Origin of the sequence: Pseudomonas chlororaphis, from assembly GCA_001023535.1 — a bacterium.
Lineage (GTDB): Bacteria > Pseudomonadota > Gammaproteobacteria > Pseudomonadales > Pseudomonadaceae > Aquipseudomonas > Aquipseudomonas chlororaphis_E.
Genome location: CP011020.1, coordinates 6,326,088 through 6,339,354, shown reverse-complemented (window position 1 = coordinate 6,339,354; position 13,267 = coordinate 6,326,088). Strand labels below are relative to the sequence as shown.

The 13,267-nt window shown below is 59.7% G+C and carries 14 protein-coding genes; all 14 read right to left on the bottom strand.

Translation table 11 applies throughout. The features are described 5' to 3' along the window. Positions 1–17: 17 nt before the first annotated feature. The 14 genes from VM99_27680 to VM99_27615 all read right to left on the bottom strand — a co-directional run bounded on the left by VM99_27680 (position 18) and on the right by VM99_27615 (position 13,263). Positions 18–1,853 carry a glucosamine--fructose-6-phosphate aminotransferase gene (locus tag VM99_27680; protein AKK01624.1) on the bottom strand — a complete coding sequence of 612 codons (1,836 nt, stop codon included), beginning with the start codon at positions 1,851–1,853 and terminating at the stop codon, positions 18–20. A gap of 1 nt (position 1,854) precedes the next feature. Then, entirely contained in the window at positions 1,855–2,631 is a 777-nt protein-coding gene (locus VM99_27675) for an XRE family transcriptional regulator (protein AKK01623.1), read from the bottom strand. Between the two features lie 206 nt (positions 2,632–2,837). Beyond that, the gene (glmU, locus tag VM99_27670) at positions 2,838–4,205 is read right to left on the bottom strand and encodes a bifunctional N-acetylglucosamine-1-phosphate uridyltransferase/glucosamine-1-phosphate acetyltransferase (protein ID AKK01622.1); all 1,368 of its coding nucleotides are present in this window, start codon (positions 4,203–4,205) and stop codon (positions 2,838–2,840) included. 114 nt (positions 4,206–4,319) lie between these two features. After that, positions 4,320–4,745, bottom strand: a complete 426-nt coding sequence (locus VM99_27665) for an ATP synthase F0F1 subunit epsilon (GenBank protein AKK01621.1) — start codon at positions 4,743–4,745, stop codon at positions 4,320–4,322. Positions 4,746–4,790: 45 nt separating this feature from the next. Next, on the bottom strand, positions 4,791–6,167 hold the full coding sequence (locus VM99_27660) for an ATP synthase F0F1 subunit beta (GenBank protein AKK01620.1): 1,377 nt from the start codon (positions 6,165–6,167) through the stop codon (positions 4,791–4,793). A gap of 27 nt (positions 6,168–6,194) precedes the next feature. Beyond that, positions 6,195–7,055: an ATP F0F1 synthase subunit gamma gene (locus VM99_27655; protein ID AKK01619.1), complete on the bottom strand. Its 861-nt coding sequence runs from the start codon at positions 7,053–7,055 to the stop codon at positions 6,195–6,197. 50 nt (positions 7,056–7,105) lie between these two features. Continuing rightward, positions 7,106–8,650, bottom strand: coding sequence for an ATP F0F1 synthase subunit alpha (locus tag VM99_27650; protein AKK01618.1), 1,545 nt, complete (start codon positions 8,648–8,650; stop codon positions 7,106–7,108). A 21-nt stretch (positions 8,651–8,671) separates the two neighbouring features. Continuing rightward, positions 8,672–9,208, bottom strand: a complete 537-nt coding sequence (locus VM99_27645) for an ATP synthase F0F1 subunit delta (protein AKK01617.1) — start codon at positions 9,206–9,208, stop codon at positions 8,672–8,674. 12 nt (positions 9,209–9,220) lie between these two features. Further along, positions 9,221–9,691, bottom strand: a complete 471-nt coding sequence (locus VM99_27640) for an ATP synthase subunit B (protein AKK01616.1) — start codon at positions 9,689–9,691, stop codon at positions 9,221–9,223. A 58-nt stretch (positions 9,692–9,749) separates the two neighbouring features. Next, positions 9,750–10,007 (bottom strand): ATP synthase F0F1 subunit C, encoded by a 258-nt coding sequence (locus tag VM99_27635; GenBank protein AKK01615.1) that lies wholly within the window; start codon positions 10,005–10,007, stop codon positions 9,750–9,752. 134 nt (positions 10,008–10,141) lie between these two features. Continuing rightward, positions 10,142–11,011 carry an ATP synthase F0F1 subunit A gene (locus VM99_27630; GenBank protein AKK01614.1) on the bottom strand — a complete coding sequence of 290 codons (870 nt, stop codon included), beginning with the start codon at positions 11,009–11,011 and terminating at the stop codon, positions 10,142–10,144. Between the two features lie 16 nt (positions 11,012–11,027). Further along, the gene (locus VM99_27625) at positions 11,028–11,435 is read right to left on the bottom strand and encodes an ATP synthase F0F1 subunit I (GenBank protein AKK01613.1); all 408 of its coding nucleotides are present in this window, start codon (positions 11,433–11,435) and stop codon (positions 11,028–11,030) included. 148 nt (positions 11,436–11,583) lie between these two features. Then, on the bottom strand, positions 11,584–12,456 hold the full coding sequence (locus VM99_27620; protein AKK01612.1) for a chromosome partitioning protein ParB: 873 nt from the start codon (positions 12,454–12,456) through the stop codon (positions 11,584–11,586). Positions 12,457–12,465: 9 nt separating this feature from the next. Continuing rightward, entirely contained in the window at positions 12,466–13,263 is a 798-nt protein-coding gene (locus tag VM99_27615) for a chromosome partitioning protein (protein ID AKK01611.1), read from the bottom strand. Positions 13,264–13,267: the final 4 nt, after the last annotated feature.

Below are 13,267 nucleotides of genomic sequence, written 5' to 3'. Positions count from 1 at the left end.
GGCTCTTGGTGGACGACTCACTCCACCGTCACAGACTTCGCCAGATTGCGCGGCTGGTCCACGTCCGTGCCCTTGAGCACGGCCACGTAGTACGACAGCAGTTGCAGCGGGAGGGTGTAGAGGATCGGCGACAGGATGTCGTGGATGTGTGGCATGTGAACCACGTGGGTGCCTTCGCCGTTGGTCATGCCGGCTTTTTCGTCGGCAAAGACGATCAACTGGCCGCCGCGGGCGCGCACTTCCTGCAGGTTGGACTTGAGTTTTTCCAGCAGCTCGTTGTTCGGTGCCACGGTGACCACCGGCATGTCGTTGTCCACCAGGGCCAACGGGCCATGCTTGAGCTCGCCGGCAGGGTAGGCTTCGGCGTGGATGTAGGAAATTTCCTTGAGCTTCAAGGCCCCTTCCATCGCCACCGGGAATTGCGCGCCACGGCCGAGGAACAGGGTGTGGTTTTTCTCGGCGAACAGCTCGGCGATTTTTTCCACGGTGCTGTCCATCGCCAGGGCCTCGCCCAGGCGCGTCGGCAGGCGGCGCAGTTCTTCCACCAGTTTTGCCTCGACGCCCTCGGCCAACGTGCCGCGCACCTGACCCAACGACAGGGTCAACAGCAACAGGCCGACCAGCTGGGTGGTGAACGCCTTGGTCGACGCCACGCCGATCTCGCGGCCAGCCTGGGTCAGCAGGGTCAGGTCGGACTCACGCACCAGTGAGCTGATGCCCACGTTGCAGATCGCCAGGCTGGCGAGGAAGCCCAGCTCCTTGGCGTTGCGCAGGGCCGCCAGGGTGTCGGCGGTTTCGCCGGACTGGGAAATGGTGACGAACAGCGAATCGGGTTGCACCACCACCTTGCGGTAACGGAACTCGCTGGCCACTTCGACCTGACACGGAATCCCGGCCAACTCTTCCAGCCAGTAACGGGCGACCATGCCGGCGTGATAGCTGGTGCCGCACGCGACGATCTGCACATTGCGCACCTTGGCGAACAGCTCGGCCGCTTGCGGGCCGAAGGCCTGGACCAGCACCTGGGTCTGGCTCATGCGCCCTTCCAGGGTGCGTTGCACCACGGCTGGCTGCTCATGGATTTCCTTGAGCATGAAGTGACGGAACTCGCCCTTGTCGGCGGCTTCGGCGCCGTCGCGGTACTGAACGGTTTCACGTTCGACGGCTTTGCCCTCGATGTCCCAAATCTGCACGCTGTCGCGGCGGATCTCGGCGATATCGCCCTCTTCCAGGTACATGAAGCGGTCGGTGACCTGGCGCAGGGCCAACTGGTCGGACGCCAGGAAGTTTTCCCCAAGGCCGAGGCCGATCACCAACGGGCTGCCGCTGCGGGCCGCCACCAGGCGATCCGGCTGTTTGGCGCTGATGACCGCCAGGCCATAGGCGCCGTGCAGTTCCTTGACGGTCGCCTTGAGGGCTGCGGTCAAGTCCGCCAGGTCCTTGAGCTTGTGGTTGAGCAGGTGGGCGATGACTTCGGTGTCGGTGTCGGAAGTGAACACATAGCCGAGCGCCTTGAGCTGTTCACGCAGGGCTTCGTGGTTTTCGATGATGCCATTGTGCACCACCGCCAGGTCGCCGCCGGAGAAATGCGGGTGGGCGTTACGCTCGCACGGCGCGCCATGGGTGGCCCAGCGGGTGTGTGCGATGCCAAGGCGACCGACCAGCGGCTCGGCGTCCAGCGCCTGCTCCAGCTCACTGACCTTGCCAGGGCGGCGCATCCGCTCAAGCGTCTGGTCGTTGGTGAAAACCGCCACGCCGGCACTGTCGTAGCCGCGATATTCCAGGCGCTTGAGGCCTTCGATCAAGATTGCAGTGATATTACGTTCAGCAACGGCGCCGACAATTCCACACATGTTATTTCTCCTGGCTGACAGACGCGCAGATCACATTGATGCCGCGGGCCTGAATCTGATCGCGGGCCTCTACGGGCAGGCGATCATCGGTAATGAGGGTATGGACGCTGCTCCACGGCAGTTCCAGGTTGGGGATCTTGCGGCCGATCTTGTCGGCCTCCACCATCACGATCACTTCGCGGGCAACCTCAGCCATCACACGGCTCAGGCCCAGCAGTTCGTTGAAGGTGGTGGTGCCACGGACCAGATCGATACCGTCGGCACCGATGAACAACTGGTCGAAGTCATAGGAACGCAGGACCTGTTCGGCGACCTGGCCCTGGAATGATTCGGAATGCGGGTCCCAGGTGCCACCGGTCATCAACAGCACCGGTTCGTGCTCCAGCTCGTTCAGGGCCCTGGCGACGTGCAGGGAGTTGGTCATGACTACCAGCCCGGGCTGCTGGCCCAGTTGAGGGATCATGGCCGCCGTGGTGCTGCCGCTGTCGATGATGATGCGCGCGTGTTCGCGGATCCGCTTCACAGCGGCCCGGGCAATCGCCTGCTTGTAGCTGGAGACGGCTTTCCCGTTGTCGGCCACCAGCTCCTGCGGCATCGGCACCGCGCCACCGTAGCGGCGCAGCAACAGGCCGTTGGTTTCCAGGGCGGCGAGATCCTTGCGAATCGTAACCTCCGAGGTTTCGAAGCGTTTGGCCAGCTCATCCACACTGACCTCACCCTGCTCCTGGAGTAAGGCAAGGATATTGTGGCGGCGCTGTGGCGTATTGCGTTTCGACATGGCGAGATAAGTTTCGATTCGAAAGATAACGTAAGCAATCAAAACCTATTGCCGTGCAATCGTCAAGGCGGGGGCAGAAAAATTCAGAAATCATTAGATCAATGTGGGAGCGGGCTTGCTCGCGAAGGGGTCGAATCAGACAGTACAGCATGAACTGACACGACGCTTTCGCGAGCAAGCCCGCTCCCACAGGGGTTGTGGATAACTTAGGACTTCTTGATTTTCTCTGGACGCTTCCAGTTATCGATGTTGCGCTGACGCGCGCGCCCTACGGCCAGTTGCGATTTATCCACATTCTGGTTGATGGTCGACCCGGCTGCTGTCGTCGCGCCGCTGGAGATATCCACAGGCGCCACCAGGGAGTTGTTGGAGCCGATGAACACGTCCTCCCCCAACACGGTCTTCCACTTGTTCGCGCCATCGTAGTTGCAGGTGATGGTGCCGGCGCCAATGTTGGTGCGGGCGCCCACCTCGGCGTCTCCCAGGTAGGTCAAGTGGCCGGCCTTGGCCCCTTCGCCCAAGTGCGCGTTCTTCAGCTCGACGAAGTTACCCACATGGGCGCGAGCATCCAGCACGGAGCCGGGGCGCAAACGGGCGAACGGGCCGGCGTCGCTGCCTTCGCCCATGATCGCGCCGTCCAGGTGACTGTTGGCCTTGATCACCGCACCCTTGCGCAAAGTGCTGTCCTTGATCACGCAGTTCGGGCCGATGACCACGTCATCTTCGATCACCACGTTGCCCTCGAGGATGACGTTGATGTCGATAACCACATCGCGACCCACGCTGACCTCACCGCGCACATCGAAACGAGCCGGGTCGCGCAGGGTCACGCCCTGGGCCATTAGGCGGCGGGCGGCGCGCAGTTGATAATGACGCTCCAGCTCGGCCAACTGCCGGCGGTCGTTGGCGCCCTGCACTTCCATGGCATCCAGGGGTTGCTCGGTGGCCACCACCAGGCCGTCCGCGACCGCCATGGCAATCACATCGGTCAGGTAGTACTCGCCCTGGGCGTTGTTGTTCGAAAGGCGGCTCATCCAGTCACCCAGGCGCCCGGCCGGTACGGCGAGAATCCCGGTGTTGCCCTCGGTGATAGCAAGTTGGGCCTGGTTGGCGTCCTTCTGCTCGACAATCTCGGTGACCTGGCCGTCGGCATTGCGCACGATGCGCCCGTAACCCGTGGGGTCATCCAGCTCGACGGTCAGCAGGCCCAGCTGTTGTGGCGCAACCTGCTTGAGCAGGCGTTGCAGGGTGTCGACCTCGATCAGCGGTACGTCGCCATACAGGATCAGTACCGTGTCGGCGGTGATGAACGGCACGGCCTGGGCGACGGCATGGCCGGTCCCCAGTTGCTTGTCCTGCAGGACGAAATTCAGGTCATCGGCGGCCAGGCGTTCACGAACGGCATCGGCGCCGTGGCCGATCACGACATGGATGCGCTGTGGATCAAGTTGCCGAGCGCTGTGGATAACATGGCCAAGCATGGAACGCCCCGCCACCGGATGCAGTACCTTGGGCAGCGCCGAGCGCATGCGGGTGCCTTGACCGGCCGCGAGGATAACGATTTCGAGAGACATGACTGGCTACCAATCCTGGGTGGTCAGCGGCTGCGACCAGATGATGAGTGTCGGAAAAAGAAAAAGGGTAGCCGAGGCTACCCTTTTTAATCAATCACGCAGAAAGCGGACGGCTTAGCCGCCGAACTTCTTGCGGATCTGCTGGACGGTGCGCAGCTGGGCTGCGGCCTCGGCCAGACGTGCAGCAGCAGAACCGTAGTCGAAGTCTGCGCCTTTTTCGTGCAGGGCCTTCTCGGCAGCCTTGACGGCTTCCTGAGCGGAGGCTTCGTCCAGGTCGGCAGCACGTTGCACGGTGTCGGCAAGGACCTTGACCATGTTCGGCTGAACCTCGAGGAAACCACCCGAGATGTAGAACACCTCTTTTTCCCCGCCCTGCTTGGTCAGACTAATCGGACCTGGCTTCAAGCTGGTGATCAGCGGTGCGTGCCCCAGGGCGATACCAAGATCCCCCAGTTCACCGTGCGCAACCACAAACTCGACCAGACCGGAGAAAATTTCCCCTTCCGCACTGACGATATCGCAATGGACTGTCATAGCCATCTGATTGCCTCAACCTAAATTAGCGCCCGTTGCCGGGCGCCGGGATTACAGTTTCTTGGCTTTCTCGATCGCTTCTTCGATGCCGCCGACCATGTAGAACGCTTGTTCTGGCAGGTGGTCGTAGTCACCGTTGAGGATGCCTTTGAAGCCAGCAATGGTGTCTTTCAGGGAAACGTATTTACCCGAGGCACCGGTGAAGACTTCAGCCACGAAGAACGGCTGCGACAAGAAGCGCTGGATCTTACGAGCACGGGCTACCAACTGCTTGTCGGTTTCCGACAGCTCGTCCATACCCAGGATCGCGATGATGTCCTTCAGCTCTTTGTAGCGCTGCAGCACGTACTGAACGCCACGAGCGGTCTCGTAGTGCTCGGTGCCGATCACGTTCGGGTCCAGCTGACGGGAAGTCGAGTCCAGTGGGTCTACCGCTGGGTAGATACCCAGGGAAGCGATGTCACGGGACAGAACGACGGTGGCGTCCAAGTGGGCGAAGGTGGTCGCTGGCGACGGGTCGGTCAAGTCGTCCGCTGGTACGTATACCGCCTGGATCGAGGTGATCGAGCCTTGCTTGGTCGAAGTGATGCGCTCTTGCAGCACGCCCATCTCTTCAGCCAGGGTCGGCTGGTAACCTACTGCCGAAGGCATACGGCCCAGCAGTGCGGATACTTCGGTACCGGCCAGGGTGTAACGGTAGATGTTGTCGACGAACAGCAGAACGTCGTTACCTTCGTCACGGAACTTCTCGGCCATGGTCAGGCCGGTCAGGGCTACGCGCAGACGGTTTCCCGGCGGCTCGTTCATCTGGCCGTAGACCAGTGCCACTTTGTCCAGAACGTTGGAATCCTTCATCTCGTGGTAGAAGTCGTTACCCTCACGAGTACGCTCACCCACACCGGCGAACACGGAATAACCGCTGTGCTCGATGGCGATGTTACGGATCAGTTCCATCATGTTTACGGTCTTGCCTACACCGGCACCACCGAACAGACCGACTTTACCGCCCTTGGCGAACGGGCAAACCAGGTCGATAACCTTGATGCCGGTTTCCAGCAGGTCGTTGCCGCCCGCTTGTTCAGCGAAAGACGGCGCAGGACGGTGAATGCCCCAACGCTCTTCTTCGCCGATCGGGCCCGCTTCGTCGATCGGGTTGCCCAGTACGTCCATGATCCGGCCCAGGGTCGCTTTACCGACCGGTACGGAGATGGCTGCGCCAGTGTTGTTGACGTCCAGACCGCGCTTCAAGCCTTCGGTGGAGCCCATCGCAATGGTACGAACCACGCCGTCGCCCAGCTGCTGCTGGACTTCCAGGGTGGTTTCGGCGCCTTGAACCTTCAAGGCGTCGTAGATGCTCGGTACGCTGTCGCGTGGGAATTCCACGTCGATAACGGCGCCGATGATTTGAACGATACGTCCGCTACTCATAGCTGGATCCTCTGAATATTTGAACCGTTAAACCGCGGCAGCGCCGCCGACGATTTCCGAGATCTCTTGGGTGATCGCAGCCTGACGCGCCTTGTTGTAGATCAGCTGCAAATCGCTGATCAAATCACCGGCGTTGTCGGTAGCGTTCTTCATCGCGATCATCCGCGCGGCTTGTTCAGCTGCGTTGTTCTCGACCACCGCCTGGTAGACCTGCGACTCCACGTAGCGGACCATCAAGCCGTCGAGCAGCTCCTTGGCATCCGGTTCGTAGAGATAGTCCCAGTGGTGCTTGAGTTCCTGTTCCGGGGTCGCCACCAGTGGAATCAACTGCTCCACGGTCGGCTGTTGCGTCATGGTGTTGATGAACTTGTTGGATACCACGGACAGGCGGTCGATCCGGCCTTCCAGGTAAGCATCCAGCATCACCTTGACGCTGCCGATCAGGTCATTGATCGACGGCTCTTCACCCAGGTGGCTGATAGCAGCGACGACGTTACCGCCGAAGTTGCGGAAGAAAGCCGCACCCTTGCTACCGACCACGCACAGATCGATCTCGACGCCTTGTTCGCGGTTTACCGCCATGTCCTTGACCAGGGCCTTGAACAGGTTGGTGTTCAAGCCACCGCACAGACCACGGTCACTGCTCACCACGACGTAACCGACGCGCTTGACGGCGCGGTCGATCATGAACGGGTGGCGGTATTCCGGGTTGGCGTTGGCCAGATGACCAATCACCTGGCGGATGCGCTCCGCATAAGGACGGCTAGCAGCCATGCGCATTTGTGCCTTGCGCATTTTGCTGACCGCCACTTTTTCCATGGCGCTGGTAATCTTTTGCGTGCTTTTGATGCTCGCAATCTTACTGCGAATCTCTTTTGCGCCTGCCATGTAACACCTATCAGGTTAGCAAGCGGGAGCCTTGCGGCTCCCGCTGCGGCTTACCAGGTTTGGGTGGCCTTGAACTTCTCGATACCAGCCTTCAGGCCAGCGTCGATTTCGTCATTGAAGTCACCCTTCACGTTGATCTTGGCCATCAAATCGGCGTGATCGCGGTTGAAGAAAGCAATCAGCGCTTGTTCGAAGCTGCCGATCTTGGTGATTTCAATGTCAGTCAGGAACCCACGCTCAGCGGCATACAGCGACAGCGCCATGTCAGCGATCGACATCGGTGCGTATTGCTTCTGCTTCATCAGCTCGGTAACGCGCTGACCATGCTCAAGTTGCTTACGGGTCGCTTCGTCCAGGTCAGAAGCGAACTGGGCGAATGCCGCCAGTTCACGGTACTGGGCCAGGGCGGTACGGATACCACCGGACAGCTTCTTGATGATCTTGGTCTGAGCGGCACCACCTACACGGGATACCGAAACACCGGCGTTCACAGCAGGACGGATGCCCGAGTTGAACATGGCCGATTCCAGGAAGATCTGACCGTCGGTGATGGAAATCACGTTGGTCGGAACGAACGCGGAAACGTCGCCAGCCTGGGTTTCGATGATCGGCAGGGCGGTCAGGGAACCGGTCTTGCCAGTCACTGCGCCGTTGGTGAACTTCTCGACGTACTCTTCCGAAACGCGGGAAGCGCGCTCCAGCAGACGGGAGTGGAGATAGAACACGTCGCCTGGGTAGGCTTCACGGCCTGGTGGACGGCGCAGCAGCAGGGAGATCTGGCGGTAAGCCACTGCCTGCTTGGACAGATCGTCATAAACGATCAGCGCGTCTTCACCGCGGTCGCGGAAGTATTCGCCCATGGTGCAACCGGAGTACGGTGCCAGGAATTGCAGTGCGGCCGATTCCGAAGCACTGGCTGCCACGATGATGGTGTTGGCCAGGGCGCCGTTTTCTTCCAGCTTGCGAACCACGTTGGCGATGGTCGATTGTTTCTGACCGATGGCTACGTAGACGCAGAAGATGCCGCTGTTTTTCTGGTTGATGATCGCGTCGATCGCCAGAGCGGTCTTACCGATCTGACGGTCACCGATGATCAGCTCACGCTGGCCACGGCCGACAGGGATCATGGCATCGACAGCCTTGTAGCCAGTCTGTACAGGCTGGTCTACCGACTTACGCCAGATCACGCCAGGAGCAACTTTCTCGACCGCGTCGGTCTCGGTGTTGTTCAGCGGACCTTTGCCGTCAACAGGGTTACCCAGTGCGTCGACAACGCGACCCAGCAGTTCCTTACCTACCGGAACTTCGAGGATGCGGCCGGTGCACTTGGCGCTCATGCCTTCAGCCAGAGTCGTGTATGCGCCCAGTACCACGGCACCTACAGAGTCTTGCTCCAGGTTGAGGGCCATACCGTAGACGCCGCCCGGAAACTCGATCATTTCGCCGTACATGACGTCGGCCAGACCGTGAATCCGCACGATGCCGTCAGATACGCTGACGACAGTGCCTTCGTTACGGGCTTGGGAGGTCACATCGAGCTTTTCGATGCGGCCCTTGATAATTTCACTTATTTCGGAAGGATTGAGTTGCTGCATTGCTCTGCTGCCCCTTCAAACTCAAGATTTCAATGCTTCGGCAAGTTTCGCGATTTTGCCGCGAATCGAGCCATCGATAACCAGGTCGCCGGCGCGGATGACAACGCCCCCAATCAGGGACTTGTCTTCCTCGACTTGCAGGCGCACTTCCCGGTTGAGTCGTGCACTGAGAACCTTGGCGAGTTTGTCTTGCTGTTCTTGGTTCAATGCAAAAGCACTGGTCACTTCCACGTCTACCGACTTCTCTTGCTCAGCCTTGTACAGGTCGAAAAGAGCGGCGATCTCCGGCAGAAGCGGGAGACGGTCGTTTTCGGCAACGACGTGAATGAAATTCTGTGCCTTGGCATCGAACTTGTCGCCGCACACGTCAATGAACGTGGCGGCCTTTTCTGCGCTCGTCAGTCGCGGGGCCTTGAGCACGCGCTGCATGGTGTCGTCTTGCGACACCGCTGCAGCCAGGCCGAGCATGGCTGACCAATTGGCCAGTTGCTGGTGGGCCTGAGCGTGCTCGAAGGCCGCCTTAGCGTAAGGTCGGGCCAACGTGGTCAGTTCTGCCATGATCGCCCTCGCTTAGATTTCAGCAGCCAGTTGGTTAACCAGCTCTGCGTGCGCGTTTTGATCGATTGTGGCACCCAGGATCTTCGAAGCACCGCCAACGGCCAGGCTACCCACTTGGGCACGCAGCGCGTCTTTGACACTGTTGAGTTCCTGTTCGATCTCGGCTTGAGCCTGAGCCTTCACACGGTCAGCTTCGACGCGAGCCTGTTCACGGGCTTCGTCGACAATCTGGGTACCGCGTTTCTTGGCTTGCTCGATGATTTCAGCTGCCTGAGCTTTCGCTTCGCGCAGTTGCTGACCCACTTTCTCATGGGCCAACTCCAGGTCGCGAGCTGCTCGGCTGGCAGCGTCCAGACCATCAGCGATCTTCTTTTGACGTTCGTGCAATGCCGCAATGACCGGAGGCCATACGAATTTCATGCAGAACAGTACAAAAATCAGGAACGCAACGGACTGGCCAATCAGGGTCGCATTAATGTTCACGCCAACACCTCGCAGTTACGTTGTCCATCACATCAAACTACTCGAAGAATCCGAGTAATTAGCCAGCGATCTGACCAACGAACGGGTTCGCAAAGGTGAAGAACAGAGCGATACCAACACCGATCATGGTGACGGCGTCGAGCAGACCGGCAACGATGAACATTTTGACTTGCAGCATAGGAACCATTTCTGGTTGACGCGCAGCGCCTTCCAGGAACTTGCCGCCCAGCAGGCCGAAACCAATTGCGGTACCCAGTGCGCCCAGGCCGATCAACAGTGCAACAGCGATAGCGGTTAGACCAACTACAGTTTCCATCTTTCCTCCCGACTTTTACGTCGTATGGTTTAGGTTTTTTTAATTTAAAGCGGGTAAAACAAATCGTTTCATCAGCCCTGTTCGGGCTCCTTCCCGTTTGACCGGGAAGGACATCAGACTAGTCGAGACTGGCCTTAATGGTTTTCTTCGTGCGCCATCGACAGGTAGACGATGGTCAGCATCATGAAGATGAACGCCTGCAGGGTGATGATCAGGATGTGGAACACAGCCCACGCCCACTGCAGGACGACGCCCAGGCCGCTGAGCCACAACAGGCCGCTGCCGAACATCACGGCGATCAGGATGAACACCAGCTCGCCGGCATACATGTTGCCGAACAGACGCAGGGCCAGGGAAATCGGCTTGGCGATCAGGGTCACGAATTCCAGCAGGAAGTTCACCGGGATCAGCAGGGCTTGAACCAGGATGTTCTTGCTGCCGAACGGGTGCAGGGTCAGTTCGCCGATGAAGCCGCCGATGCCCTTGACCTTGATGCTATAGAAAATGATGAGTGCGAAAACCGAGAACGCCATGCCCAGGGTCGCGTTCGGGTCGGTGGTCGACACGGCGCGGAACGGGATGTGGTGGTCGCCGGAGATCAGGATGGCCAGTTGAGGAATCCAGTCGACCGGTACCAGGTCGACGGCGTTCATCAGGAACACCCAGACAAAGATGGTCAGTGCCAGCGGTGCGATCACCGGGCTACGGCCATGGAAGCTGTCTTTCACGCTGCCATCGACGAATTCGACCAGTACTTCAACGAAATTCTGCAGTGCACCAGGCTGGCCGGAGGTCGCCTTCTTTGCCGCCATGCGGAAAAGGAAAACGAAGATCAGGCCCAGTGCGACCGACCAGCCGAGGGTATCGACGTGGAAAGCCCAAAAGCCCATTTCCTTGGCTTCTGCTGCGGAGTGGGCAAAGCCCCAGCCGCCGTTGGGTAGCTGACCGAAGGTCAGGTTCTGCAAGTGGTGCTGGATATAGCCCGAAGCGGTTGTCTCTGCCATGGTTGCCTCAAACGCCCTAAGGTCTCGAAAGTCTTGTTCTCATCAGCAGGGGAGTGAACCAGCTGACCAGTTGGGTCAGCACGAAGACGCCGAATACAGCCAGCGGCGCCAATGGCTTCACACCTGCAAACGTCAGTGCAAACAGCACTGCCGTCAAAATCAGTTTCCCCGCTTCACCGGCATAGAAAGACCGGACGATAGCCTGGGCTGCTCGGGCGCCGGAAAACCGAAAGGCCCTGTGAGCAAAGTAAATATTGGGGAGCAAGGCTATCAGGCCTCCGCAAAGACCTGAGTATCCGGCGACGACACCTTTGCATTGCCAGAGCGCCAATGTGGCGATCAGTACAACGACAAACTGAGTCATCAATACCGGGAAAACTGCCAGACGATGGAACGGCAAGCGGTTTGGCGTGCGGGTTTCCATCGCTTTTGCTCTCCAAGGGTCGGCCGCCATAATTCAATAACTTGGCATAATTTGTGCCGACAAAATGCGCGCAGAGTATAGGGGCGGTTCTGCCCCTATTCAACTGCCAGGTAGTGATTTCCGACTGCGCGCTACAAGGGCAATTGTTTCAGCGAATGTGTGCAAGGACACCTTGCAGCTCATCGAGGGAGTTGTAACCAATCACCAATTGCCCCTTGCCCTTCTTGCCGTGGCGAATCTGCACCGCAGAGCCCAGGCGCTCGGCCAGGCGCTGTTCGAGGCGGGCGATATCCGGGTCGGGTTTGGAGGGTTCGACAGGGGCTGGTTTGCCACTGAGCCACTGGCGGACCAGTGCCTCGGTCTGGCGCACGGTGAGACCACGTGCGACAACGTGTCGCGCCCCTTCAACCTGTTGATTTTCCGGCAATCCCAGCAATGCCCGGGCATGCCCCATCTCCAGATCGCCATGGGACAGCATGGTCTTGATGACTTCCGGCAATGCAATCAGCCGCAGCAGGTTGGCCACGGTCACACGCGACTTGCCCACGGCCTCGGCCACTTGTTGCTGGGTCAGTTGGAATTCCTGCTGCAAGCGCTGCAGGGCCACCGCTTCTTCGACCGGGTTGAGGTCTTCACGCTGGATGTTCTCGATCAGCGCCATGGCGATGGCGGCTTCATCGGGCACATCGCGCACCATTGCCGGAATGGTCTCCTGGCCGGCCTGCTGGCTGGCCCGCCAACGGCGTTCACCGGCAATGATCTCGAAACGGCCATTGGCGATCGGACGCACCACGATCGGCTGCATCACGCCCTGGTTCTTGATCGACTGGGCCAATTCTTCCAGCGCCTGGGGATCCATGTCCCGGCGCGGTTGGTATTTACCCCGCTGGATCAGGTCCAGCGGCAGGTGTTGCAACTCACGCTGATCCACCTGCACGGCCTGTTCTTCCAGCGAACTGACCGTAGGACCGCTGAGCAGTGCATCCAGTCCACGTCCGAGACCTCGTTTCTTGACGGCCATGGGGATTCCTTAAGTTGGCTGGGCTGCAGCGGTGCGTGGATTACGGCGCTGGCGGCGAACCATCTCGCCGGCCAGGGCCAGGTAGGCCAGCGCACCACGGGATTGTTTGTCGTAGGCCAGCGCCGGCATGCCGTAGCTCGGCGCTTCGGCCAGGCGGATGTTGCGCGGGATGACCGTGTCGTAGAGCTGCTCGCCGAAATGTTCCTTGAGCTGAGCCGAGACGTCGTTCATCAGGCTCAGGCGCGGGTCGTACATCGTCCGCAGCAGGCCTTCGACCTTCAACTCCGGGTTCAGCAGCTCGGCGATGCGCTTGATGTTATCCACAAGGTCGCTCAACCCTTCCAGGGCGAAATACTCGCACTGCATGGGGATGATCACGCCATCGGCGGCCACCAAGGCATTGAGCGTGAGCATCGACAGCGACGGCGGGCAGTCGATCAGGATGTAGTCGTAATTCTCCCGGATCGGTGCTAACGCACTGCGCAGGCGGCTCTCCTTCATCTGCATTTCCAGCAGGACCACTTCGGCCGCCGTCAGGTCGCGGTTGGCCGGCAGCAGTTGATAACCGCCGTGTTCGGAAAAATGCATGGCCTGGCCCAGATCGCACTCACCGATCAGGACGTCGTAGATGGAGTTTTCCAAGCCATGTTTATCCACACCGCTACCCATGGTGGCGTTGCCCTGTGGATCGAGATCGATCAGCAGCACCCGGCGCTTGGTCGCGACCAGGGATGCTGCGAGGTTGATGCAGGTGGTGGTCTTGCCCACACCACCCTTCTGGTTCGCTATCGCGAATACCTTAGCCATTCTT

Bases quoted from the DNA above. Each gene is read 5' to 3' on its own strand.
- VM99_27680 (AKK01624.1), bottom strand. From the start codon at position 1,853: ATGTGTGGAATTGTCGGCGCCGTTGCTGAACGTAATATCACTGCAATC.
- VM99_27675 (AKK01623.1), bottom strand. From the start codon at position 2,631: ATGTCGAAACGCAATACGCCACAGCGCCGCCACAATATCCTTGCCTTA.
- glmU (AKK01622.1), bottom strand. From the start codon at position 4,205: ATGTCTCTCGAAATCGTTATCCTCGCGGCCGGTCAAGGCACCCGCATG.
- VM99_27665 (AKK01621.1), bottom strand. From the start codon at position 4,745: ATGGCTATGACAGTCCATTGCGATATCGTCAGTGCGGAAGGGGAAATT.
- VM99_27660 (AKK01620.1), bottom strand. From the start codon at position 6,167: ATGAGTAGCGGACGTATCGTTCAAATCATCGGCGCCGTTATCGACGTG.
- VM99_27655 (AKK01619.1), bottom strand. From the start codon at position 7,055: ATGGCAGGCGCAAAAGAGATTCGCAGTAAGATTGCGAGCATCAAAAGC.
- VM99_27650 (AKK01618.1), bottom strand. From the start codon at position 8,650: ATGCAGCAACTCAATCCTTCCGAAATAAGTGAAATTATCAAGGGCCGC.
- VM99_27645 (AKK01617.1), bottom strand. From the start codon at position 9,208: ATGGCAGAACTGACCACGTTGGCCCGACCTTACGCTAAGGCGGCCTTC.
- VM99_27635 (AKK01615.1), bottom strand. From the start codon at position 10,007: ATGGAAACTGTAGTTGGTCTAACCGCTATCGCTGTTGCACTGTTGATC.
- VM99_27630 (AKK01614.1), bottom strand. From the start codon at position 11,011: ATGGCAGAGACAACCGCTTCGGGCTATATCCAGCACCACTTGCAGAAC.
- VM99_27625 (AKK01613.1), bottom strand. From the start codon at position 11,435: ATGGAAACCCGCACGCCAAACCGCTTGCCGTTCCATCGTCTGGCAGTT.
- VM99_27620 (AKK01612.1), bottom strand. From the start codon at position 12,456: ATGGCCGTCAAGAAACGAGGTCTCGGACGTGGACTGGATGCACTGCTC.
- VM99_27615 (AKK01611.1), bottom strand. From the start codon at position 13,263: ATGGCTAAGGTATTCGCGATAGCGAACCAGAAGGGTGGTGTGGGCAAG.